The organism is Streptococcus sp. ACS2, from assembly GCF_000525585.1.
GTDB lineage: Bacteria > Bacillota > Bacilli > Lactobacillales > Streptococcaceae > Streptococcus.
In genome coordinates this window covers 32,901-56,765 of the sequence record NZ_JALT01000040.1, presented here as the reverse complement: position 1 = coordinate 56,765, position 23,865 = coordinate 32,901, and the positions used below count along the sequence as shown (strand labels likewise).

The following is a 23,865-nucleotide window of genomic DNA, read 5'->3' as shown; positions in this document are numbered from 1 at the left end:
CTTTATCCTTTTTTCTTAAATATTATACGCACTACTGTGATTAAAGCTAGAAAAGTTCCAAGTCCAAGAAATAGCCAGGCAAGATTTTCAAAACCTGATTTATTAGCCAAAAGGGCACCTGAAAGTAGAAATCCCAATGTCAATAAGGCTAAAACCAGATTATTTAATACTTTCTCAAAAACTTTAATTCGACCCGAAAAGTTAATAAAATCATGGTTCACCACAATTCGTCCGTTTAAAATTTGCTCCAAGAGCTGATGCAGACGACGTGGAATGTTCTTCCCATTGCGAATCAGATAAAAGAGTTCAATCAAGATACTCTCTTTATTCAGGGCCTGCTTAAGCATGTCAGGTCCCATATTTTCTAGGAAGTAATCCTTGGCCAGGGTCATAAGATCCATATTTGGCGCTAACTCTCGGAAAATCCCCTCAATTTGAAGCGAAGCCTTCTCCAAAATGGTAATTTGAGAGGAGGCTTTAAGATGATTTTTCTGGAAAATAGCCATCAAATCCTGCAACAAATCTGTTATAGAGAGACTTCCCAAGTCAATACCAGAATAACGACCTAACATTTGCTCTACATCTTGACTTAGGACTGCACGATTAAGACCATTATCAAATTGTGTAACGGACAAGATGGCCTTGGTCATACCATCAACATCTTGTGCGGTAAAACTGTACAGGATGTCATTTAAGGACGCACGCATCCCCACTTCCAACTCACCCATAATTCCAAAATCAATGAAATAAATCTTGCCATCACATACTAACAGATTTCCAGGATGGGGGTCACCATGAAAATAGCCATCTTTGAAGACCTGCTTGATAAATGACAGCATAAGTTTCTTACCCACATCTTCTAAGTCATAGCCAGCCTCAATCAGCTGGCTGTAGTGATTAAGCGGAATCCCATTGATATACTCTTCAACTATGAGGTGAGGTGTCGTGAAGGTATCATAGACCTCGGGGACACCTAGACAAGCAACAGCCCTGTTATTGGCCTTAAAGCACTTCATGGCCTCTGCTTCATTCCTGAAATCTAGCTCCTTAATTAAGGTTTCACGCAGATTTTCCAAAACCTCCTGAACATCGACCATGGGGATAAAATGCTTTGGTATATGCCGTGCAAGCTTAATGAGAAGCTGAATATCTTCCTTTACGACCTCATCAATACCAGGTCTCTGGATTTTTACAATCACTTCCTGACCAAACAATAATCTAGCTCTATGGGTCTGAGCTACAGAACCAGAAGCTAAGGGCTCTTCCGAAAAATCAAGGAAACTGTCAGAAAGCTCATTAGGTAATTCTCGCCTAATGGCAGTCATGACTTCCTCTTTATTCAAGGGAGGAACTGAGCTCTGGAGCTTTGATAATTCTTTGATATAGTTTTCTGGCAAAAGGTCAGAGCGCGTGGATAGGATTTGACCAATTTTAACAAAACTAGGTCCTAATTGCTCAAAGGCTTGGCGTAGCTTGACAGGTGTTGTCTGTTGGTCTTGAGGAAGATGCTTTTCACGATAAGAAAGGAGACCAACTGACGAGAAAACCTTCAACACATGTCTCAATCGTTTACTAGCCATTTTAGACTCCTTACATTTTATTTATTTTGACTGAGCAAAGCGTCAAGTTTATCTTCAAGACGTTTCACATCATCCTTAGTCGCATACTCAACTGAAGATTTCTTAGCATCAAGTTTCGCTAAAAATTCTTGAGCTTCTTCCTTACTTTGACGTTTGAGCTCTTGTTCCAGTTCCTTACCTTCTTCAACAGTCAAACGCCCCTTTTCAACCAACTCTTTGACAAAGCTATCGGCCTTATCAACTGTCATAGCAGTCAACCCGATTCCAGCTAAGAGAACTTTTTTCAAATCATTCATTATCATTACCTCCATCTAAGTAGGAAAAGCAAAGAGATAGACTCGCTACTTCTTTGGAAAATATAAGAACGCTTTCACACTTTTATTTTACCACTTTTTCAGAAAATATGTGGAATAACATAAACAAAGTTATTGTGTATTGGAATACTTTATTTTTACTCGTAGAAACAGAAACCCAGATATATCAATGTTGTACTTTAATACTAAAAAGAATCTCAAATATTTTTGAGATTCTTAGTCATATTCTATTTGTAAAGGGCTTCACCATTACTTTCGATAACAGACTTATACCAAACAAATGATTTTTTCTTATAACGAGCCAAGCTACCACTACCATCATCATTGCGATCAACGTAGATAAAGCCATAACGTTTACTGAGTTCAGCCGTTGAAGCTGATACCAAATCAATTGGCCCCCATGTCGTATAGCCCCAAAGTTCTACACCGTCTTGAAGGGCTTCGCCAACTTGAATCAAGTGTTTTTGAAGGTAATCAATACGATAATCATCTTCAACTGTTGGACCATCAGGACTGTCAACGAGAACATCTTTGGCACCTAGACCATTTTCGACGATAAACAATGGCAACTGATATCGATCATAAAAGTCATTCAAAACTAGTCGAAGACCGATTGGATCAATAGCCCAACCCCATTCAGATTTTTCAAGGTAGGGATTTTCGACACCACCTAAGATGTTGCCTTTTCCAACCTTATAGTCTTGCGGATTGTGTGCTGTTGCCACAGACATATAATATGAGAATGAAATAAAATCAACGGTATTCTTCAAGATTTCTTCATCACCTGGAGATAATTGTATTTCAATATCATTCTCTTTGAAATAGCGTTTAATATAGTTTGGATATTTCCCACGCGCATGGATATCTGAGAAGAGATAGTTTTGATTTTCAAACTCGTGAACAGCCAACTGATCCAAAGGATTAGCTGTCATTCCATAAGCTGGCATGGCAAGAACCATACAACCAATCTTAAGGTCAGGGTTGATTTCATGACCAATCTTGGTTGCTGAAGCCGAAGCGACTAACTCATGATGAACTGCTTGGTAAAGATCATGTTTAGAGAGCTCTTCCATCGGAGTTGCAATCCCACCTGACATGAACGGTGCGTGTAAAACAGAGTTCACTTCATTAAAGGTCAACCAATATTTGACCTTATCTTTATAACGTGTGAAGACTGTACGAACATAATTCTCATAAAAACCAATTAATTTACGATTAGTCCATCCATTGTACTGACGTGCCAAGTTGAGTGGTGTTTCATAGTGGGACAAGGTTACAAGCGGTTCGATGCCATACTTGGCCAATTCATCAAAAACCTTATCATAGAAGGCTAGGCCAGCTTCATTTGGCTCAGCATCATCACCATTTGGGAAAATACGAGTCCATGCAATTGACATACGAAAGACCTTAAAGCCCATCTCTGCAAAAAGTGCTATGTCTTCTTTATAACGATGATAGAAATCTATACCTTCTAGTTTTAGATTATCTGGTGTTGGTTGGTCAGTAATCAAAGGATTCAAGGCCCCGGGTTCAAAGGGAACACCGCCTTTTGGCGTTACATCCTGTACGGACAAGCCTTTGCCATCTAGGTTGTAAGCACCCTCAAACTGGTTGGCAGCTGTTGCACCACCCCAGAGAAAATCTTTTGGAAATGTATATGTCATCTTTTATCTCCTTGCATTGTTCAATTTACTAATAGTATAACACTTAGAAAACGATTACACTTATACTATCTTATTGGAATCTGATACTATAGCACGAAAAAAAAAACAGACCGAAGTCTGTTTGAATTAGTCATTACTTTCAAGAGCATTTGCTGCTTTGGCTTCTTCTCGCCTAACAACATTATCTTTAACAATCTGATATAGGGTCGCGGCTACTGGCACAGAAACCAACATACCCAAGATACCACCCAAGGCAGAACCTATGGTGATTGCGAAGATAACCCAAATACCAGGGAGTCCGGTAGATCCACCGACCACATAAGGATAGATGAGATTCCCTTCAAACTGCTGCAAAATAACCACGTAGGCAACAAACAAAAGCGCCAAGGTTACAGAGTGCGTCATAATCAAGATGGTACCAATCGTCACACCAATATAAGCCCCCACAACTGGAATCATTGCTGAAAAACCAATCAGGATAGAGATAGTCGCTGCGTATGGGAAATTAAAGATAATCATCCCAATATAACACAAGGTCCCCAAAATACAAGCCTCAAGCGACTGATAGACGAAGAAATTACGGAATCGATTATTGAGAATAGCAACTACATAGTGGAAAGTCTTACCATAACGTCCTAAATAGACGTCTACCAAACGATTAACCTGATTCCCAAGTTTCTCTTTTCCAGCTAAGACATAACAAGAAAAGACAATACTGATAAAAAGATTAATCAAGGTTGATGGCAGACTCGTTAAAGAAGTCAAGAAACTGGTCAAACCATTCATGATTTGTTGAAGCAACTGAGCACTATAGCTATTGATTAGCTCTCTAACCTGTGTCACACCACCAAAATCTTGAATAATTTTTTGCAAGGATTTGTTTTTAAGCAACCAATTAATCAAGTTATTAATAGCTGAGCGGTCTTGACTAATTAAGGTGTTGATACTGTCAATCAAATCAGGAAGAACAGTGAACACGACCCAAGTAAAGACCAAACCAATGGTTCCCAATGCCGAGAGCAGAGCAATAGGACGCTTGATTTTAGCGATAAAACCAAATGGAATAAACTTGACCAGCAGCTTCTCATAAAAAGACATCAGGATATTTACCACAAAGGCAATCCCTGCTCCAACCAGGAAGGGCTGACTAGCAACGTAAATGGTGTTACAAATTGAAACAACTGTTTCCCAGTAAGTATAGATCAAGAAACAGCTGAAAAAGAGGACAGCCAACCAAATGAACTGATTTTTTGTAAATTTCATAGGCACTCCATAATTTAAAATACCCTTCCATTATACACTAAGAAAGGGTTTCTTACTATCTTTGATCATGAAAGCCACTAAAATTCCACGAACTCTTGATCCGTTAAAGGATCAATCAATTTGACAAAGTGAAAGTTAGATCCATCATAATCAAAGACTAAGATGGCGCAATTGCCTGGACAAGACTGAAAGGCACGCTCCGGCTCGACAGCATGAAGAAAAGTCATCAAGGCTCCTGCGTGACTAACAGCCAAAACAGATTGTTCAGGATGCCTTTCAACGATTTCCTTAGCACTCGCAACCACTCGTTCTACAAACTGATCTTGACTTTCCCCACCAAACTGAGCATAATGGTCACCGAAATGCCCCTGAATTTGAATTTTAGGATGAAGATACTCAGGTTGCCCCTCAAAGATACCGAAGTGCATCTCTTTAAGTCCCTTAACACGTTTATAATCAGTACGCCCAGTAGCCAATTCAAGCGTATCAGAAGCTCTTTCAGTAGTCGTGCAATAATACTGATCAAAACTCAAACCATGTTTTTCAAAATAGGCACGCACCTGACGAGCTTGGTCCTGACCTTTTTCAGTCAAAGGGGAATCACACCAACCTTGAATTCGATTGAGTGTGTTAAAAAGTGTTTGTCCATGTCGCATTAAATAGAATCGTGTCATTCTTCACCTCCATAGATATACTCTTCTTTTACTGGATTATAAACTGAGACCAGTTCAAATTGACCTTGATCATAAGTAAAGTGTAAAATACAACAATTTTTAAGACCACGAATATCTGGAACAGGATCTAAAACACGTCTACAAAATTGCAAAATAGATGGACCATGACTAACCAGCAAGGACTTAGAACCATCGGCTACACTCTCCATGATGGCCCTAATCGTCAACTCCATACGATCCCGGACCTGGGTCGTACTCTCGCCACCAAATTGAACGAAGTAATCACCATAGCCTTGTCCATCAGGTAAGGTTTTAGGAGTAAGATACTCTGGCTGCCCTTCAAAAGCACCAAAATCCTGTCCTTTAAGACCTTTAAGTCTTTCATAATCTGTTCGTCCAGTCACAATTTCTAGAGTATCGCTAGCTCTCTCAGAGGTTGACGTAAAGACATGATCAAAAATTGGCTCTTGCTTGGCTAGATATTGACCAGCTTTTTTAGCCTGTTCAATCCCGACTTCCGTCAAAGGGGCATCGCAGACCCCCTGAAGCCTATGCTGAACATTAAATCGTGTTTCTCCATGCCTCATTAAATAAAATTCTTTCATAATGTTACCTCTAAACCAGAAATCGGATCAATCACCTGAAGAAGCTCTAATTGTCCTTGGTTATAATCATAAACACAAATATTACAATTCCCAAAACGCACTCCTTCAGGAAAGGCTAAGTCCATGGTAATGATTAATCCCCATAAAGCCGCCCCATGACTGACAAATAGGATATTCTCAGCACCATCTTTAGTGTGTTCTTCTGCTTTTTCTAAAACAGTCTTTAAAACTCTCTGTCCAACCTTGCGAATATCTTCGCCACCATATGGGACCAAGAGATCTTCAAAGGATCGTGAACCTGGACGATGTTTGGGTAGGAGATGCTCTGGTTGAGCTTCAAAAGACCCAAAATTCATTTCTTTAATTCCCTTGATCTGGGTTACAGTGTACTCAGGCGCCACAATCTTTGCCGTGTCAGTTGCTCTCTCTTGCGTAGATGAATAGACAGCATCAAAAGAAATACCTTTCTTCGCAAAGTACTGCTTAGCTTGTTCTGCCTGACAGATTCCATTTTCAGTTAGGGGAGAGTCACACCATCCCTGAACACGCTTTTGTGTATTAAATAATGTCTCACCATGTCGCATTAAATATAATTTCATTTCTTTACCACCCTTTTTTAATATAAACCTAAATAGTCTTCTAAGATAGTCAAGACACCTTGATCCTTATGATGCGGTGCTACTTGGTCTGCCACTTGCAAAAGAGCAGGGCTGGCATTTTCCATCGCATAAGAATGACTAGCCATACGCAGGAGCTCAATATCATTGTCACCATCACCAAAAGCCATAACATTTGCCTCATTCAAGTCCCAATGGTTAAGAAGCTGCTTAAGCCCCCAAGCCTTGTGCATGCCTTTTTGAATGAAGTCAATAGCACCAAAACCACTTGGAACAGCGACAAGATTACCATCAAAATTACGATTAAAATCCTCTGAAACACGATTGGATTCTTCAGGACTCAGCAACATGGTAATTTTGATGAAATCATCCTCTAAATCCTCCAACCTATTCAAACGTTGAATGGATGCTTCCATGGCGGCTTGCTCTTCTTCTGTTATCATCTCTTTACCAAAATGTAATTTCGTTCCTGATAGCATATAAGCAGATTTAGCACCATTAAATATAGTCGGTTTATCTAACAAATCATAATTAAAATATCTTAGTAGTTTTTCAACATCATTAAATGCCATGAACTCTTGACACAGAAGCTTGCCATAGCTAACCACCTGACCACCGTTTTCAGCTACAAAATGCAGGCGGTCAAAAGTCTCCGCAAACATCGGTTTAAGGCGACTCATACTATTACCTGAGGCAACAACAAAGTGCATATCACGCGCAGCCATGGCATCCAAAATCTGACTAAAACGCTCCTTATCATAGCTCCCTTTATCGTCTAAAAATGTTCCATCCATATCTGATGCAATCACCTTAATGGTCATAAAGCACCTCCTTGACTAACTTATCCCTATTATAACCCTTTTGGAAAACGCTTACCAGTACCATACTAGGAAAAACTGATACTATTCTTGGATATAAAAAAAGATTCCATCGGAATCTCTTAAATAAAAATACAGAATAAATTGAATTCAAAACAGTAGCCATGTAGACGAGATAGCTACATCTTATCCAAATCCTGTTTCATTACCGAAATCATTCTTTTTGCAACTGTGTCCCACGAATATTCTACTTTATAATAATCTTGTTTCGTCTGAACATTTCTAAAGAAACTTTCATTTTTTATTAGATTATACATTTTATCAGCTAAAACCTGTGGATTTTCCTCTTCAGCAGGTATTAATAATCCAGTTTCATTATTTTGAATTAGATTTGGCATTTCCATTAAATTACGGCCAATACATGGTAAACCATAGCAAAGAGCTTCAACAAATACAATTCCAAATGCTTCAAATCGAGATGGTAAAACAAATACATCACAAATATTATAATAATATTGAACCTTATCAGCTGGTAGATTACCTAAAAAATAAACATTTGGATTGTTAAATTCCATCGGAGCATCTGAAGGACCTATAATGTACAACTCTGCCTCCGGCATGAGATTACTTTGCAAATAAACAAAAGCATTATAAACAAGATCTCCACCTTTACGTAAAAAATCTTTGCCAATAAATAAAAATTTATTGCGTTCCTTATGTGAGTGCTCAAGTAATAGGTTATCCGTATTTGTTCCCGCTCCCACATAATGAACTTTTTCAACTGGAAGCCCTTGTTGAGCAATCAGGTAATCTGAAAACCATTTACTCATAGTAAATATTCCAGTGGCTTGATTATAAAATATTTCCTGTTTTCTCATTCGGCTATCTAGAATATCATCCGGGACGTTTTGAAAACCACTATATTTGAACGATTGACTATTGTTTTGAGAACTATCTATCAAATAATGAAGATTCAAGTCTTGATAGATATAAACTGGATTATCAGGAAAAGATAAAGGAAACTCATCAAATGTAAGACATACATCCTTTGGAGAGAGATGAACTTGATTTTCAGCATATTTTATATACGTCATGTTCATATCGGATTTTCTAATACCTAAACGAACAAGCATTTTGTGCACATTCATTCTAAAAGTATAGAAAATATTCTGTTCCTCAACAATCTCGTATTTCCCTAAATATTTTTTTATATTAGTTATTGTCCCGGACCAATCCCAGGTCAGTTGTTCTTTGTTATGAATAATTCTTGGAATTACAATCTTCAAACTAACCCCTCCTAAATTTATGTTTAACCATATCTAAAATATGATCTAACAATGGATTTTTTAAAAGTTTGAGCTCTAATAAATAGACGATTATGCCAACTAAAGTAATGCTAAAAATTAAAAGAAGTGAATTAGTTACGAATAACTTAACCCCAAAACCAATGATTATTATAGAAAAGAAACCTAGCAAAGCTTGAATTAAGTTCTTTCTCCATATTACAAAATCAATGTATTTTCTACTTTCTCTTACAACCAGAAAGTTATATAAAACAATAAAAAACTCTGAAGCGATTGTTGCTGCTGCTGCACCATTCTGTTTAAATACGGGAATTAAAAGAAGACTAATTCCGATATTCACAATAATTCCATATAGCGCTCCTGTTAGGTTTACAGACTCACGTCCAATAGGAATATTAAGACCATAGGTTAATATTCCACCAAATATAGCTCCGATTAAGCTAATAGCTAATAATTGCAATGTTAAAGTAGCATCAATAAATTTAATTCCACCTAAAAATAAGATAATCTCCCTAGATAAAACAATAAGGCCTGCACTCATTGGAATTAAGATTAGAGTTACAACTGAAAGTATTTGGGTATAACTTTTTTTAAATTCATCAATTTTCTGTTCACCAAACAAATGTGACAACCTGGGTATTGTAACAGAATAGATGGAAGCCAATAAATTTTTTAAGATTGTATACACTCTAGCCGCAACAGCATATAATCCAACGTAATATGCACCCTTGAACCACTCTAATATTAGCATATCAGAATTAGCGTAGATACTAATCACTAGACCACCAGAAAACAAGACCATAATTGGCTTAAAATGCTTTACTAAATCAAGTCTCCAAACAAGAGAGAGTTTCAAATACTTTCTACAATAGATTAAATTTAAAATACAAGATATCCCTGAACCAATTACCGAGATAAATGTATATAGGTATAAATCGTTAGCTGTTTTAACAAGAACAAACATCAATATCAACGATAAGATTTGTATAATAATACTTCTAATCGTAATATAAAGGAAATCCTCAAAAAGAACGTTTATCCAATCCACTCCCAATGTTGTAAAAACAATAGTTAGACTTTGAATACAAATCAGAATTTGATATTCTCTACTTGGAATAAATAACCAGACAACTAATAATAACAACAGATAGGATACTACCGTCGATAAAATATTTATAGTAAAAATTTGATTACCTAAATGACTTAGCTTCTCAGAATTAGATCTAATACGACCTCCTTCCCTAATAGCATAAGTAGAAATTCCAAGGGCAGCAATTAAAGAAAAGTAACCTACAATAGAAGCTGTATAATTAATTTTCCCAAGGTTCTCTACTCCTAATATCCTACTGATATAGGGATAGGTGATTAAAGGGAATATAATTGAAAGTGCTGTTTTAAATAAATTTAAAGCAGCATTTACTCCCATCTTTTTAGTCATTTATTAAATCTCCATCTCTATTTAATTTTAAAGATTCTTTATTGACAATAACCAATGTCAACATTAGCGCAATAATCCGTGGCCTATCAAGATAAGACATGATAGTAAGACTCATCAAAAAACTAATCAATAGTCCTGATATTAATGCGTTAGAACTGATTCTCTTTATCCATGTCACAACTAATTTTATAGTCAAAAAGATATACCAAATAAATCCAGGGAGTCCCAAGGAACCTAGTGTTCCAAATAACCCGATATCATCATAATTAAAATATCCGTCGGGTCCTTTAATCAAATAATACAAAGAAGTTCCCTTATCAGGAGTATGTAACCCCAACCCAAATGGATAAGTGAAAATCTTATCTAAATAATATTCAATTGCACCTGTTCGAGCAAATGAGGAACCAGTATTATCTGAAATACTATCAGAAATTGAACCAAATCTATTAAAAATAATGAGAAGACCTGCCGTACCAAAAATCAGAGTACCTAATAATGATGAAACTGTTAGATTCTTCCTATTATAAATCAAGTACATTGATAAGATGGCTACTAGCACTGTTACTAAATAATATCTAGACTGATCGACATAAAAAATAGCACCTAACATCAATAATAAACTAATGATGTCCCAAAAAGATCTTCTAAATTGTTTTGCAATAATTTTCCATGCAACTAATATGACAAAAATCCGAACAAGCCCCTCAAAAACACTATAAATACGTAACGGTACAGTCAAATTATAAATATAGCTTAAAGGTATGATATCTTCAATTTTCAAAAATACTGTTGGTAAACCTTGATATTTATATACTTGTATAATAAACAGTATTGATACTATTGAAATTGTTATTTGACCTATTTTAACAAAAAGTGCATAGTTACTATCTTTTTGAAATACCTCACAAAGAGGAAAATAGAGAAGTAAGATTGAAAAAGGCAGGATATCCCACAATACTTGCGTAATTGAATAGCCAAATAAATACATGGACACAAGTGAACTTAAAATCAGAATTAGATAAAAAACCAGGATATAATTTCCAAAAATACCTACTTTAAGTTTTCCTTTATTGTGGATAAAATATACCAAAAATAATATTATGGCATAGAATGCAATACCCAATTTGTTACTAGCAGCTCCTCCTAGCAAACTTGGCCAACTTACTAGATAAAACCCTCTAAATTCAATTAAAAAGAATAGTAAAAATAGAAAAAGATATTTATTAAATTTCAATGTTTTTTCTCCCTGAAATACGTACCATCCAATATTTTTTTCAATCGATATATCTTTTTACATAAAAAGTAGGATATATCAGATATTTTTAAAGAAAGTGTAGAGGCCCCTCTATATTCTCTGTAATAATATTTTTTTGATACACGGCCAATTTTCTCTGACTCAGGATTATGTGCTCCTCTATGATAATGATAAATTGTCCATTCAGGATAGAAATAAGTCATATATCCCTTATTCCTCATTCTTTCACTTAAAATCATTTCTTCACAATAAAGAAAAATATTTTCATCAAATCCTAATACTGCTTCAAAAGCTTTTCTAGAAACAAACATAAAGCTACCACTAACCCATCCAGTCTCACCCTCAGGAGCAGTATAGTCAATATCTATCCATTTATGTATCTTACTATCAAACCACTGTCTATTGTAATCCTGAAGTATCATTTCTTCTACAAAATTCATCCGCTTACGAGGGCTTTGAATATCTCCTTGAGGAGTGAGAATTTTAGGACCAACTATACCTACTGGATTATCACTCGTTTCAATGATAGTTTTACATTCTTCCAACTGTAAGCCATTAGGAAACTCTAAATCATTGTTTGAAAAAACTAGATATGGTGTATCAAAGTTCTGAATTGCAAATTTGGCACCTAAATTATTGCCTTTAGAATATCCACCATTTTCATTGGAATCAATTATATAAATAGTCCTTTGTGATATTTCAAAAGAATAGACTTTTTTTCCATTAAAAGTAGAGGAAAGGAATTCAACTTTAGAATCTTGTAAGAATTGTTTTCCTAATTCTTCCGCACTGTTATCTACGATAATATAATGGACATCATTCCCTACATATATATCAATAAACTTTTTTATATAATCTACTGTGTCACTCATTGATTTGTAATCAGTAATAATTAATGAGTACATAGAATCTCCTTTGTATTACTTCGCCAGTTTCTGATAGATTGTTCGTAACTTTCTAGCGCTATCCTCTATATCAAATCCAGCTTCTTTTATTTTTTCTGCGGAACCATATGGAAGACGTTTATAACTCATAGAGATGATAAAATCCGACCACTTTTCAACACCATCAGATAATGATAATCTATAAAAGTTCGAATTAACCGAAGCTGACTCTGGAACAACAGAGCTCACCACACAAGGCAATCCAGATGTTTGTGCTTCAATATTCACAATTCCAAATCCTTCATAAAGAGAAGGTAACAAAAAAACATCCATTGCTTGTAAATATTGTGCCGGTTGCTCCTGTTTTCCAAGTAATAGAACCCTTCCTGATTTTATTTCTTCATCTAGCTTCTTTTCTATACTAGCTCGTTCCTCACCGTCACCAATCCATATAAAATAAAAATTAGGTGCCTTTGAAAAAAGAGTTTGTATTAGGCTAACCATAAACTCAGGATTTTTTTCATATGACAACCTTCCGATAGTACCTAAAACGATAGCCTCCATTGGAATATTTAGGTTTTCTCGCACGTTTTGCCTTAACTCTTCATTATATAAAAAATCATTGATTATAATACCATTTTTTATAATCGCCACATCAGACAAATCAGTATCGCCATACAAATAATCCGCTGCTTCAAGTGAGCAGGCCAACTTATAATCAACAAGAAAATTAACTATCTTTTTTGCCGATAACATTTTTAATCTGCCAATAAATCCCTCACCACGACTAGATGAAGTAGTGTGAGCATGAAGCACTATTTTAGCACCTGAAAGCTTTGACAGAATGATATTAAACAGTCCCTCGATAGCATCATCTGCGTTAATATGAACAATATCATATTTTTCTTTTTTTAAAATAGAGTAGATACTTCTTAGCCTTTTTATTTTACTTGATACTTCCTTGACATGTTGAACATGTCCCCCGTTTTCTTCAATTATTCGATGAAAACTAGGATTCTTCAATTTTCCAATTGCTAAAAAATCAACTTGAAAGTCATTCGTCAAGGGACGAGTCATATTATATGCTATTACAGATCTACCACCTGCTCCAAAATTATCTGCTCCCATTTGCAAAATTTTAGGTTTCATCTATTTACTCCAATAACTACACTGTAAAGTTATAATTCAAATTGAGACTTTTCTGGATAACGTTCAGACAATATCTTAGAAAATTTCTTTAAATCATTTTCAGTCATCGCCATATCATCATTAACACAAAGTAATTTTGTTCGTTTTTTTAATAATAATTTAGGAAGTTCTTCAATAGCTGTAATTGGGATTGATTTCCCAAAATCCTTACTAGATGGTAGAAACTCATTACTTTCAATTTGCCAGTAACACAATAGATAATGATTAATATCCGTATTATAGTCTCTAAATTTGTTTTTGGATGTTTGAATAAAAACATCTTCCTCTAAATTCCATAAATGAGCTAGAGTACTTTTTTTAATCGGAACTGGGATATGCTGATTATAGTATCCAGTTATCTTCCACGGAAGTAATAAGATATTTTTTAACATCAATTGACCATATTTAATATTAAAAAACTTAAATGGTGACTGTCTCAAGGCCTTTTTATTTGGAAAATGTCTATAAAGAACAAGTACATCATTAAAATAAATTTTTGAAAAAGAAGACCATGGAACTAAGGCTTCATAAACAGCTAATAACTTCGGTTTTTCGTTGACAAAAAAATCACTATATTTAACATCTTGAATTAGGTACATATCATCATTAAACAAAACAAAATTTTCAGATAAACCATCTATCCGATGTATATTCATCTCAATTGCAGAAGAATTAAATGTTGGAAGATATTCCTCTGGAATAAATTCTTCATGTTTAACCCATTTAAGTTTAGGATGATTTACATTTAACCATTTCGGTCTTTGACCGTTAGTAATAAGATAAATATTATTTACCCACGGTGCATGCCTCTCTACCATTCGAAACCAATAATTGAATGTTCCATAGTCACGATAACGATGCAAATTATCTTCATCATTATCGATTTGCTCAATGTAAGGTGTGTATTTATTTTTTTCTCTAATGAATTCCGGATCGTTTCCATCAACCCAAAGTACAACGAAATCAATTTTTTTTTCCATGTTAAATTACCTATAAAATATTTTTCCAAGCCAAGTTACTCAAATTAAGCCAACGTTTTGTATCCCATTATCAGAAGTAAATATTTTAGACTTCATTACCTAAAACTCTGAATAAAGAATGCAAATTAAACTCCTTAATCATATCAGAAAATGTTTTGAATACTAAAAGCCAGTTTTAATACTTTAAATCTAAAAAGTATATATTTTAACTTATTTGGTTGCTCTTTCATTTGAGAAAGAGAAACACCATGCTTAAGTAACTCTTGTTTCACTTGATCAGTAATGTCTATATATTTTTTATCTAATTTAGATTTATATAAACTTGCCAAGATATGAATCAAGCCATTCACATAATATAGCTGTGAAATTTGTAATTCTTCTTGATTCAATTGTGAACGAACAAAATCAGAATAGAAAATATCTTTGTAGAATCCAAACATATCACTAAATTTCTTCTCATTCCATGACTGCGTAATAGAATCAGGATTATCAATTAGATAATGATAGTACTTTTGATTTGTCGCGTAGACCTTCTTAGCTGAAAGAAAGAGCTTGTAATTTGTACCAAGATCCTCATAGTATTTTCCTTTAGGAAATAAGATGTTATTATCTATAAATAAAGATTTTCGATAGATTTTGTCATTAGCAAAACCAGTAATATAACTATGCTTCAGCATTTGCACAAAAGCATCTTTACCTTCAAAAGCTTGAGTCACTAATGAATCCGAAACAATAGCATCGTCTTCATCTTTAACGAACTCACGATTAAAAGAAATAATATCAAACTTCTGAGATTCTAGCACTTCTGCAAGCGCTAGAAAAGTATCTGTTTCAATCCAATCATCCGAATCAGGAAAATATACATACTCTCCCTTAGCATGTAAAATACCAGTATTACGAGCTTCAGAAAGCCCTCCATTTTTTTTATGAATCACTGAGATAAAGTCATAAACTTTAGCATAATCATCACAGATTTGAGGAGAACTATCAGTACTTCCGTCATCTACAAGTAAAATATCATAATTATGCCACTCTTGGACAAGAACGCTCTCTACACAACGTTTTAAATACTTTTCGACATTATAAACTGGAATGACAACAGTTAAAAGTGGTTTCATGGATTCTTCACCTAAATTTTTATTTTATGTTAAATCTTCACCACCCTTATTCAACCAGGTAACAGCATTAAAATAGCGGTGGTAAGTTTTTAAATCAATTCCAACATGTCCTTGCTTCTCAGCTGATTTAAAGTGGACCAATGAAGGTAGGTCACTGTAATTCTTCGAAGAGAAAATAACCTTACTCTTGTATGGAAGTTCTTCAAACTCTTTCATCAGCTCATAAGTGCAGGCATCATTATCATTAAACTTGAAATACAAATTATCCCAATGTATTCTTTCTAAACGACGATTCCATTTTTGAGTTGCTTCTTCTTCATCAGCATAATGCAGGAAATGAAGTTCAATATCATCAAGAAGTGCTAGAGGATAGGCATTATCAAAGTCTTTGATGTATTTCGATTCCTTATAACAAATGTCAAAGGAATATTACCACTCAAATAGTGTTTTAAATTCTTGAGCATCTTGATGTAATCAGGAGAAAAGATAAACATCCCTACAAATGGAGTTTGATAAGGCAAGCCCAATTCCTGATAGACTTTTCCAGCCCAACAATTATCACAAATGATAGTAAAATTTTTATTCTTAAGTCTTCGTCTAGGAATAAAATTAATAATTGGATAAACGATTAGTTTTAATTTATTTTTTAGTGTTTCGCTGTTCATACTAGTACTTCTTAGTACTTCTTAGTACTTCTTAGTACTTCTTAGTACTTCTTTTTATTTCTTATATAGTTCTGAGAAATTACGAATATAACTTTGTAATGAGAAGAGTTCTTTTTGGCGTTTGACAGAGGCCTTGCCAAATTGCTCTCTCTTCTCAGTGTTATCAGCTAATTCTTGGATGGCCTTAGACAATTCTGCAGGCTGATTTGGTGTGGCAAGAAGGCCGTTTTCGCCTTCTTTAACCATTTCACAGACACCACCATGACGGTAGCCGACTACAGGTTTGCCACAAGCCATTGATTCGAGAACTACAGTTGGTAGAGGATCTGGATTGGTACTTGGCAAGACAAAGATATCAAACATATTATAGAGCTCTGTCGTCTTGCTATAATAATCGATGCGCTTAATTTGTCCAGCTACTGGTGAGTCTGATATTGCCTTTTCCAACTCATCAACACGCCACTCTTCACCTTCAAAAGCACTCCCTGCCAGAAAGGCTATTGCTTTTGGATTAGCCTTTAAGATTGGAGTCACTGCTTCCAAGAAATCGCCTTGACCTTTCCAAGCATTCACTCGACCAACCATTCCGATAACCAAGGCATCCTGTGCAATACCAAACAGGTCACGAACTGCGCTGGCATCCATTTCATGATAGACGGCATTGTCAACACCATTATAGATGACCTGAACTTGGTCATTTTTTACAAAGCCAGACTGCTTCACGTGGTTGGCCACAGCATTTGAAACTGTCACAATCGTATCAGCATAACGCCCCATCAAAAAGTTGATGAAATCAGAGATTGCTTTTGGTTTGACGATAATTTCATGCACATGCCAAATCAAAGGTAATTTCAACTTACGTTTAAGATAAATCCCTTCAAGTACCGCAGTCGTATTATTGTGAATAAGAGTAATGCCATTTTCCTTAGCATATTTAGCAATTTGCTTTGAATAACGATTATAAGAGCCAAAATACTCAAGAATTCCCTTAGGATTAAAATACTTCCGGCGCAAGATTGGATAATCGATAACTTTTACCTTAGCACCAACCTTTTCCAATGCACCCACTAAGACGCCATCGTTGGGCAAGATGACATGAGCCTCAAAGGCTTCTTTATCCAATCCTTTAATAAGCTCCAACAAAACCTTATCAGCACCATACATTTCGGCACCAGCGTGAAGATATAAAATTTTCTGCATTTCTATCCTTTAAATACTTTCTCGTAGTCTGTAACAATTTTTTCCCAAGTAAAGGCTTCTTCGATACGTTTACTTGATTTTTGATTGAGGTCTGCGATAGCTTGTTCATCCAATTGTTCAGCTTGATTAATGACACTTGCTAATTGGTCTTTTTTCCAATAGAGAGCACCATCTTCACCAACTTCACGGTTAAAGCCAACATCCAACAAGAGATTGAGCTTAGTTGACTCAAGTGCCTCAAGAAGTGATGGATTGGTTCCACCTACCTCATGACCATGGAAATAAGCAAAGGCATTCTCACGAATGTACTTGAGCAATTCTTGGTCATAAACAGTTCCGACAAACTTCACACGAGGATCCTTGTCAAAACCAGTTTCCTGGCGCAACTTGTCGTAAAATTTGTTTTCTTCAACATTGGTAATGAGAACAAAATCCTTATCGGAGCTAGACGCCATAAAACCACGAATCATAGCCTCATAGTTATTTTCAGGCACAAAACGTCCTACAACAAGATAATAATTGTTTTCAATAACACCCTTTTCGAAGTACCATGTGCGTACCTTATCATCAACCTTAGTCAATCGAGATTTAGTTGTATCAGTTCCATAGGCAATATAGGTTGTTTGAGGACGATACTTCGCATAATCCTTTTGAATATAAGATTCAATGTTTTTACTATCACAAATCAAGAGATCAGCATGTTTAACCATGAGTTGCTCTGAAATTTTCCAATACTTACGAACTGGAAGACTCCACTTTGCACGAAGCCATTCATGACCATCCGGGTTAACCAAAAGCGTACCACCGATAGCCTTGATTTTCTTTTTAATACCTGAGATAAATGGACCAATTCGGCAGGCCAAAACATAAAAGATCGGTGCTTGATCATTATTTTCCTTAGCAATCTCAATGGCCTTATTAAGAGCTGCGATGTCATAAGCGATGGCACGTGCAGGTCCGATATTTGGGACGTCAATATTGTAGCATTTAGCACCGTTATGTTCGAAAGTATCTGCTGTAATTCCTGATTTAGCAGAATTTTCACGCATGCAAGCTACATAATATTGGATATCTTTGTCTTGTTGGAACTCTGTCAACTTCTCAACAAAGGTCTCAAATCCACCATATTTTGCGGGAATCCCCTTAGAACCAACAATATAAACTGATTTTGTCATTTAATCACCATTAAAAGAAATGGAGAAAGCCTTCACTTTGCTCCATCCTTCATTACCACTACTTTAATTGTTTTCAATAAGATTTTGATATCACGCCAGATTGTCCATCCGTCCATATAAGCAACGTCCAGTTTTACAACTTCATCAAAATCAGTAATTTCACTTCGACCGCTCACTTGCCAAAGACCAGTAATACCTGGTTTAAAGCTGAGGCGACGTTTTTGTTCCGGTGTATAAGATTCGTACTCATCCAATGTTGGTGGACGTGTTCCTACCAAGCTCATATCACCTTTGAGAACATTCCAAAATTGTGGAAGTTCATCAAGACTCGTTTTACGAATGAAATGTCCAATTTTGGTAATACGTGGATCATTTTCCATCTTAAACATACCACCAGACATTTGATTCTGTGCCATCAAATTCTTCTTGATTTCTTCCGCATCAACACGCATAGAACGGAATTTATAAAACTTGAAGATACGTCCATTCTCACCCACACGGTCTTGAGCAAAAATGGCTGGCCCACCATCCTTACGAATAAGAGGATAAAGGAAGATTCCAACAATACCACAGAGCACCAAACCAACTAAAGCTCCACAGATATCGAGGAAGCGTTTCGCCAAGATATCTCCATAGCTATAAAAATGCGTAGAAAACGTAACAACTTTGAAAGGACCCAATTGTTGAATACGTTTTTCACCTTGACTCATAAATTCAAGGGCATTCAAATTAATGGATACTGGAATCCCCATAAGTTCAAAAGGTGAGGCGTAATCCCAAATCTTGTATTGCTCACTTGGCAGATTAATCAAAACTTGGTCTACTACTGAGTGTGTCGCAAATTCAATCAAATTTTCAGGTTTAACACTCTTGATAAATGGATCAGTGAAATAAGGGTTATCCAAGACACAAACTGCTGTTATCCTACCATCCATATTGTCTTTCATACGAGACAAAACATTTTCTAGACGTGCCTGATCAGAAATCAAAAGAATATTCTTATTACTTTTACGTCGAGTATAAATAGATGAGCGGAAATACTTAAGAACAGTATTCGTTAGGTATAAGAGAGCACCTGAAATCAGAGTAACATAAAGAAGTCCACGACGAGAGATTGAAAAACTTCCATCTGCAAAAAATGATAGGAAAGTTGCAATTAGAGCAAATATGAAACAATATTTGATTGTTGCAATGAGTTCATCCAAGTAACCCCGATATTTTAGATTTTCATAATAACTACTAATATAGTAGGAAACTACATGAACGACACCTAAAAGGACGATGCTTCCTTGGGTAATTTCTGTATAAGGTATTTTACTAGCTACCATGGCTGAAAAAACAACCACAACCAACTGTATAATACCAATTTCAATGCGACGGATTTCTTGTTTTTCTTTCACTCTAAACCTCTTTTTAATCTGTTAAGATATAAGGAGCCGCATTATCCCCTTTAATGCTATCCTTTTCTACGACGATGCGCTCTTGAATGACCTTCTTTTTGGTCAGATTTTTTTCCATACTCACCATATGATCCGTAAGAACCATATGATCCATATTTATCAACTGTCATGTCGACTTTATTAAGGACGACTCCTAAGAATTGTGAGCCACTTTGTTCTAATTGTTCAACAGCCTTAGTTACAAAACGGCTTTTTATTCTCCCAGCTGCTGTAACCAAAAGACTAGCATCAGCCTGATGGGCAATAATAACAGCATCAATGACCAAACCAATTGGTGGCGTATCAATGATGACATAATCATAACGACTACGAGCAACTTCCATCAAATGTCTAAAATTGTCATTTTGCAAAAGACTTGTTGGATTAGGTGGAACAGGACCAGATGCAATGACATCCAAACCAGAAATATCAGTTTGACAAATCGTTTCATTTAGATCGGCATTTCCTGAAAGGAAATTTGAAAGACCTTTATAAGGCTCATTTGATTTAAATGTACCTGACAAAACAGAGTTACGAGTATCCGCATCAATGAGAAGTGTTCGGAGCCCAACACTAGCAAATGAAATCGCCAAGTTAACAGATGTCGTTGATTTTCCTTCACCAGCTTCAACTGAGCTAATAGTAATCACTTTCATCTGAGTACCTGAAAATTGAATATTTGTGCGAATGGCATTGTAATACTCTTCTGTTTGTTTGGCAAAGTTTGCTTTAGATTTTACTAATTTTAATTGAGGCATTTTTTCTCCTTAAATTTTATCTGTGTCAGGGACAATTCCTAGAAGTGTCATTCCAAGAGCATCTTCCACATCTTCTGGTCGGCGAATACGATCATCTAAGATTTCACGTACCAATACACCAACTACAGCAAGGAAACCTCCAAGCACAGCTCCAAGAAGCACATTACGCTTGATATTTGGTGAAGATGGAGACTCCGGCAATTTTGCTTCTTCAAGTGTAGTAACATCTTCAACTTTGGTCACGTTCTTGATTTTTTCTGAAGCAACTTCACGAACCTTGTTAGCAAGTGTTTGCGCATCTTGACCTGTTCTTGCATTAACAGAAATTGAGATAAGACGAGTATCAGCAGGGATATTAACTGAAATCATCTTAGCAAGTTCTCCTTCTGTCATATTCAATTTTTCATCTTTGATAACTTCTGACAAGACATCGTTTGATGTAATAATTTCTTTGTAGTCTTTTGTCAAAAATGTACCAGCCTGCAAATCTTGAGCAGAAAGGTTTTTGCCATCATTAGCTTGATTAACCACATAAATACGTGTAGACGATGTATATGTTGGCTGAATTAGGAAGTAAGTTCCCAAGAAGGCAAAGACAGCGACATAAAAGGCTGTAAATAAAATAAATACTTTTTTAGTCCAAAGTTTTTGCAAAAGTGCAAGTACATCGATTTCAACACGCTTCGTGTTTTCCTGAGTCATAGTTTCTCCTATATATATTGATTTTCAAGTAGTGTTTGTGGATTTTCAATAAAAAGGTTACGAGCACGTCTCGTTCCGTAAGTCTTTTCGATAATAGCGTAAGCATCTTTCATAAATGGTGGTCTTGGACCAAGATTATGCATGTCACTAGCAACCATATGAACCAAATTTTTCTCCAAGAAATAACGAACACGTTTTTTTCTTACTTTATCTTTATCTCCAAAGAGCTTTGGTTTTAGAACATGAGAGCTATTAACTTGAGTATAGCACCCCATATTGATGATTTCTCGAACACGGTCAGCATTTTCTTCGAGTGAATCATAGCGCTCAATATGAGCAACAATAGGCGTTACCCCCGCTCGCAAAACATTACTAAGCCCACTATGAATTTCTTTCCAAGATGTGCGAGCACTAAACTCAATCAAAGCAAATTGAGTGTTGTGCATACGCGGAATAAGATTCTTTTCAAGTTTCTCCACAATGTCTGAGGTGTAATAAAGTTCACCACCATAGTAAATAGTTAAGTCTGGATATAGTGCTTCTGCTTCTGCTTTTACCTTAGAAAAGTTGGCAAAAATTTTATCCTCTGGAGTCTCAAACATTCCCTTACGACGGTGAGATGTTGAAACAATCTTACGTACCCCTTGGGCGTAGCTTTCACCAATGAGGTCTAAACTTTCTTCTAAAGTTTTAGGACCATCATCAACATCAAAAATAATATGTGAGTGAACGTCAATCACTTATTTTTCCTCCATCAAATTTTTGATCGCTTGAGAGGCGCTTTCCACACTAGAATCATCCAGCTTCATCATGTAGAGACTAGAATTTGGCATAGCATAAGAGGTCAATTGTCCAGTTGAACCTGTACCTGTTACTGCTTGAGAAGTCACCGTAAATTTAGAACCAGAATCAAGTTGTGTATTGGCCAAAGCATTAATGGTATCTAGATACATATTCGTTTGAACAGAGTCTTGAAGATTGTTAACAATTGAAGTAAAGTTTGATACTGAATTTAGTGAAGCCAACTTGTTTACAATCGCAGAAATCACTTTCTCCTGGTTTTTACCACGGTCATTATCTCCGCCATCGAGACTATAGCGTTCACGAACAAATCCAAGTGCTTGCTCTGAATTCATTTGGATATCTCCAACTGGGAAATCAAACTTCCCATGAAGACTTGTGAAAGCTTGATCATTATGGACTGTCACACCACCAAGTTGGTCAATCAACTTAAGGAAAGATGTGAAGTTAATTCGGGCATAGTAATCAATCTTAATACCATAAAGATTTTCCAGAGTTTGTTCAGATGTTTCAACGCCATAAATACCTGCGTGGGTTAGTTTATCATACTGGTCTGCCCCACCACCAGGAATCTTAACGTATGCATCACGTGGAGTAGTCGTCAAGAGAATCTTATGTGTATTCATGTTTACTGTCATAATGATATTGACATCTGAACGTGACACTGTTGAAATCGAACCGTAGGTATCAATACCACTAATATAAATATTGAAGACTTTTGAATCTACTTGTTTTGCAGAGTTGTTATTCTTCTTTTTAATTTTATAAGTATAAATTGTTTTTAGATTTGAAGCATAGTTACTATCGACAGACTCTAATAGGCTAGCATAAGAGCCACTCAAGACCATAGCTTTAGATTTGCCAGACTTAAGATTATCATAAGCTTCTTGATATGACGCAACATCATCAACTTTAACATCAACTTTTTTATCTTTTTTGAGAGCTGACATCAAGGTCTCGATATTGTTCTTATCAACCTTAGTAGGTGCCTGTACGCTAGTAAGCTGGCTCACATCTTTGATGTCACTTTCCTTAGGAACCACGATGCTCATTTCCACTTCAGAAAATGCTGCCGTCTGATTCATACGGTTAGTGATGTCAATCATTTGTTTAAAACCAAAAATACCAACCAGAGAAACTAGCGAGAAGATAACCAGTACAACCGTTGTCACTAGTGGTGATCTCTTAGTCTTCTGAAGGAAGATGCTAATAGCAAGAACTACCAACAAACCAATGGTGATAATGATGTTCAAAAACCTAAAGGATAGGAAATTATAATTGAACATGGTGAATAATAAGACCAATGCTAAAATAGCATACAGAATGGTCAACCCAACGTTGACCATCCCACACGATCTATTACTCGTACGTTTTTGCTTACGATTCGTACGCGAACTCATATAAATTGCTCCTAAAAATTAAA

General features: G+C 35.8%; 22 protein-coding genes and 1 pseudogene. All 23 read right to left on the bottom strand.

The window, feature by feature from the left end; translation table 11 throughout:
- Positions 1 to 2 precede the first annotated feature (2 nt).
- Positions 3 to 1,580 (bottom strand): ABC1 kinase family protein, encoded by a 1,578-nt coding sequence (locus HMPREF1517_RS08750; protein ID WP_037601300.1) that lies wholly within the window; start codon positions 1,578 to 1,580, stop codon positions 3 to 5.
- A 17-nt stretch (positions 1,581 to 1,597) separates the two neighbouring features.
- Entirely contained in the window at positions 1,598 to 1,876 is a 279-nt protein-coding gene (locus HMPREF1517_RS08745) for a phasin family protein (protein ID WP_037597772.1), read from the bottom strand.
- A 245-nt stretch (positions 1,877 to 2,121) separates the two neighbouring features.
- Positions 2,122 to 3,558: a glycoside hydrolase family 1 protein gene (locus HMPREF1517_RS08740; protein ID WP_037601297.1), complete on the bottom strand. Its 1,437-nt coding sequence runs from the start codon at positions 3,556 to 3,558 to the stop codon at positions 2,122 to 2,124.
- 126 nt (positions 3,559 to 3,684) lie between these two features.
- Entirely contained in the window at positions 3,685 to 4,821 is a 1,137-nt protein-coding gene (locus HMPREF1517_RS08735) for an AI-2E family transporter (RefSeq protein ID WP_037601295.1), read from the bottom strand.
- Positions 4,822 to 4,898: 77 nt separating this feature from the next.
- Positions 4,899 to 5,495 (bottom strand): histidine phosphatase family protein, encoded by a 597-nt coding sequence (locus HMPREF1517_RS08730; RefSeq protein ID WP_037601292.1) that lies wholly within the window; start codon positions 5,493 to 5,495, stop codon positions 4,899 to 4,901.
- Positions 5,492 to 6,100 carry a histidine phosphatase family protein gene (locus tag HMPREF1517_RS08725; RefSeq protein WP_037601290.1) on the bottom strand — a complete coding sequence of 203 codons (609 nt, stop codon included), beginning with the start codon at positions 6,098 to 6,100 and terminating at the stop codon, positions 5,492 to 5,494. Before HMPREF1517_RS08725 ends, HMPREF1517_RS08730 begins: the two co-directional genes overlap by 4 nt.
- On the bottom strand, positions 6,097 to 6,699 hold the full coding sequence (locus HMPREF1517_RS08720) for a histidine phosphatase family protein (RefSeq protein WP_037601288.1): 603 nt from the start codon (positions 6,697 to 6,699) through the stop codon (positions 6,097 to 6,099). The genes HMPREF1517_RS08725 and HMPREF1517_RS08720 overlap by 4 nt, the downstream gene beginning before the upstream one ends.
- A 17-nt stretch (positions 6,700 to 6,716) precedes the next feature.
- Complete coding sequence (locus HMPREF1517_RS08715; RefSeq protein WP_037601285.1) at positions 6,717 to 7,538, bottom strand: Cof-type HAD-IIB family hydrolase; 822 nt, start codon at positions 7,536 to 7,538, stop codon at positions 6,717 to 6,719.
- A gap of 176 nt (positions 7,539 to 7,714) precedes the next feature.
- Positions 7,715 to 8,821, bottom strand: coding sequence for a glycosyltransferase family 4 protein (locus HMPREF1517_RS08710; protein ID WP_037601282.1), 1,107 nt, complete (start codon positions 8,819 to 8,821; stop codon positions 7,715 to 7,717).
- A gap of 1 nt (position 8,822) precedes the next feature.
- The gene (locus HMPREF1517_RS08705; protein ID WP_037601279.1) at positions 8,823 to 10,277 is read right to left on the bottom strand and encodes a flippase; all 1,455 of its coding nucleotides are present in this window, start codon (positions 10,275 to 10,277) and stop codon (positions 8,823 to 8,825) included.
- Positions 10,270 to 11,511: a hypothetical protein gene (locus tag HMPREF1517_RS08700; RefSeq protein WP_037601276.1), complete on the bottom strand. Its 1,242-nt coding sequence runs from the start codon at positions 11,509 to 11,511 to the stop codon at positions 10,270 to 10,272. The genes HMPREF1517_RS08705 and HMPREF1517_RS08700 overlap by 8 nt, the downstream gene beginning before the upstream one ends.
- The gene (locus tag HMPREF1517_RS08695; protein ID WP_037601273.1) at positions 11,508 to 12,437 is read right to left on the bottom strand and encodes a glycosyl transferase family 2; all 930 of its coding nucleotides are present in this window, start codon (positions 12,435 to 12,437) and stop codon (positions 11,508 to 11,510) included. The genes HMPREF1517_RS08700 and HMPREF1517_RS08695 overlap by 4 nt, the downstream gene beginning before the upstream one ends.
- A gap of 15 nt (positions 12,438 to 12,452) precedes the next feature.
- Complete coding sequence (locus HMPREF1517_RS08690) at positions 12,453 to 13,565, bottom strand: glycosyltransferase (RefSeq protein ID WP_037601270.1); 1,113 nt, start codon at positions 13,563 to 13,565, stop codon at positions 12,453 to 12,455.
- Between the two features lie 29 nt (positions 13,566 to 13,594).
- The gene (locus tag HMPREF1517_RS08685) at positions 13,595 to 14,584 is read right to left on the bottom strand and encodes a stealth family protein (protein ID WP_037601267.1); all 990 of its coding nucleotides are present in this window, start codon (positions 14,582 to 14,584) and stop codon (positions 13,595 to 13,597) included.
- Positions 14,585 to 14,727: 143 nt separating this feature from the next.
- Positions 14,728 to 15,702 (bottom strand): glycosyltransferase, encoded by a 975-nt coding sequence (locus tag HMPREF1517_RS08680; protein WP_037601264.1) that lies wholly within the window; start codon positions 15,700 to 15,702, stop codon positions 14,728 to 14,730.
- 24 nt (positions 15,703 to 15,726) lie between these two features.
- Positions 15,727 to 16,367, bottom strand: a pseudogene (locus HMPREF1517_RS10795) (DUF1919 domain-containing protein).
- Positions 16,368 to 16,421: 54 nt separating this feature from the next.
- Positions 16,422 to 17,567 (bottom strand): glycosyltransferase family 4 protein, encoded by a 1,146-nt coding sequence (locus HMPREF1517_RS08665; protein WP_037601259.1) that lies wholly within the window; start codon positions 17,565 to 17,567, stop codon positions 16,422 to 16,424.
- 2 nt (positions 17,568 to 17,569) lie between these two features.
- Positions 17,570 to 18,742: a beta 1-4 rhamnosyltransferase Cps2T gene (gene cps2T, locus HMPREF1517_RS08660; RefSeq protein ID WP_037601256.1), complete on the bottom strand. Its 1,173-nt coding sequence runs from the start codon at positions 18,740 to 18,742 to the stop codon at positions 17,570 to 17,572.
- Between the two features lie 32 nt (positions 18,743 to 18,774).
- Complete coding sequence (locus tag HMPREF1517_RS08655) at positions 18,775 to 20,142, bottom strand: sugar transferase (RefSeq protein ID WP_037601253.1); 1,368 nt, start codon at positions 20,140 to 20,142, stop codon at positions 18,775 to 18,777.
- A 56-nt stretch (positions 20,143 to 20,198) separates the two neighbouring features.
- Positions 20,199 to 20,939, bottom strand: a complete 741-nt coding sequence (locus HMPREF1517_RS08650) for a tyrosine-protein kinase (RefSeq protein WP_037601250.1) — start codon at positions 20,937 to 20,939, stop codon at positions 20,199 to 20,201.
- A gap of 9 nt (positions 20,940 to 20,948) precedes the next feature.
- Complete coding sequence (locus HMPREF1517_RS08645) at positions 20,949 to 21,641, bottom strand: capsular polysaccharide biosynthesis protein (protein ID WP_037601247.1); 693 nt, start codon at positions 21,639 to 21,641, stop codon at positions 20,949 to 20,951.
- Positions 21,642 to 21,649: 8 nt separating this feature from the next.
- Positions 21,650 to 22,381 (bottom strand): capsular polysaccharide biosynthesis protein Cps4B, encoded by a 732-nt coding sequence (gene cps4B / locus HMPREF1517_RS08640; RefSeq protein WP_037601244.1) that lies wholly within the window; start codon positions 22,379 to 22,381, stop codon positions 21,650 to 21,652.
- Complete coding sequence (cpsA, locus tag HMPREF1517_RS08635) at positions 22,382 to 23,842, bottom strand: LCP family glycopolymer transferase CpsA (protein ID WP_037601241.1); 1,461 nt, start codon at positions 23,840 to 23,842, stop codon at positions 22,382 to 22,384.
- Between the last annotated feature and the right edge of the window lie 23 nt (positions 23,843 to 23,865).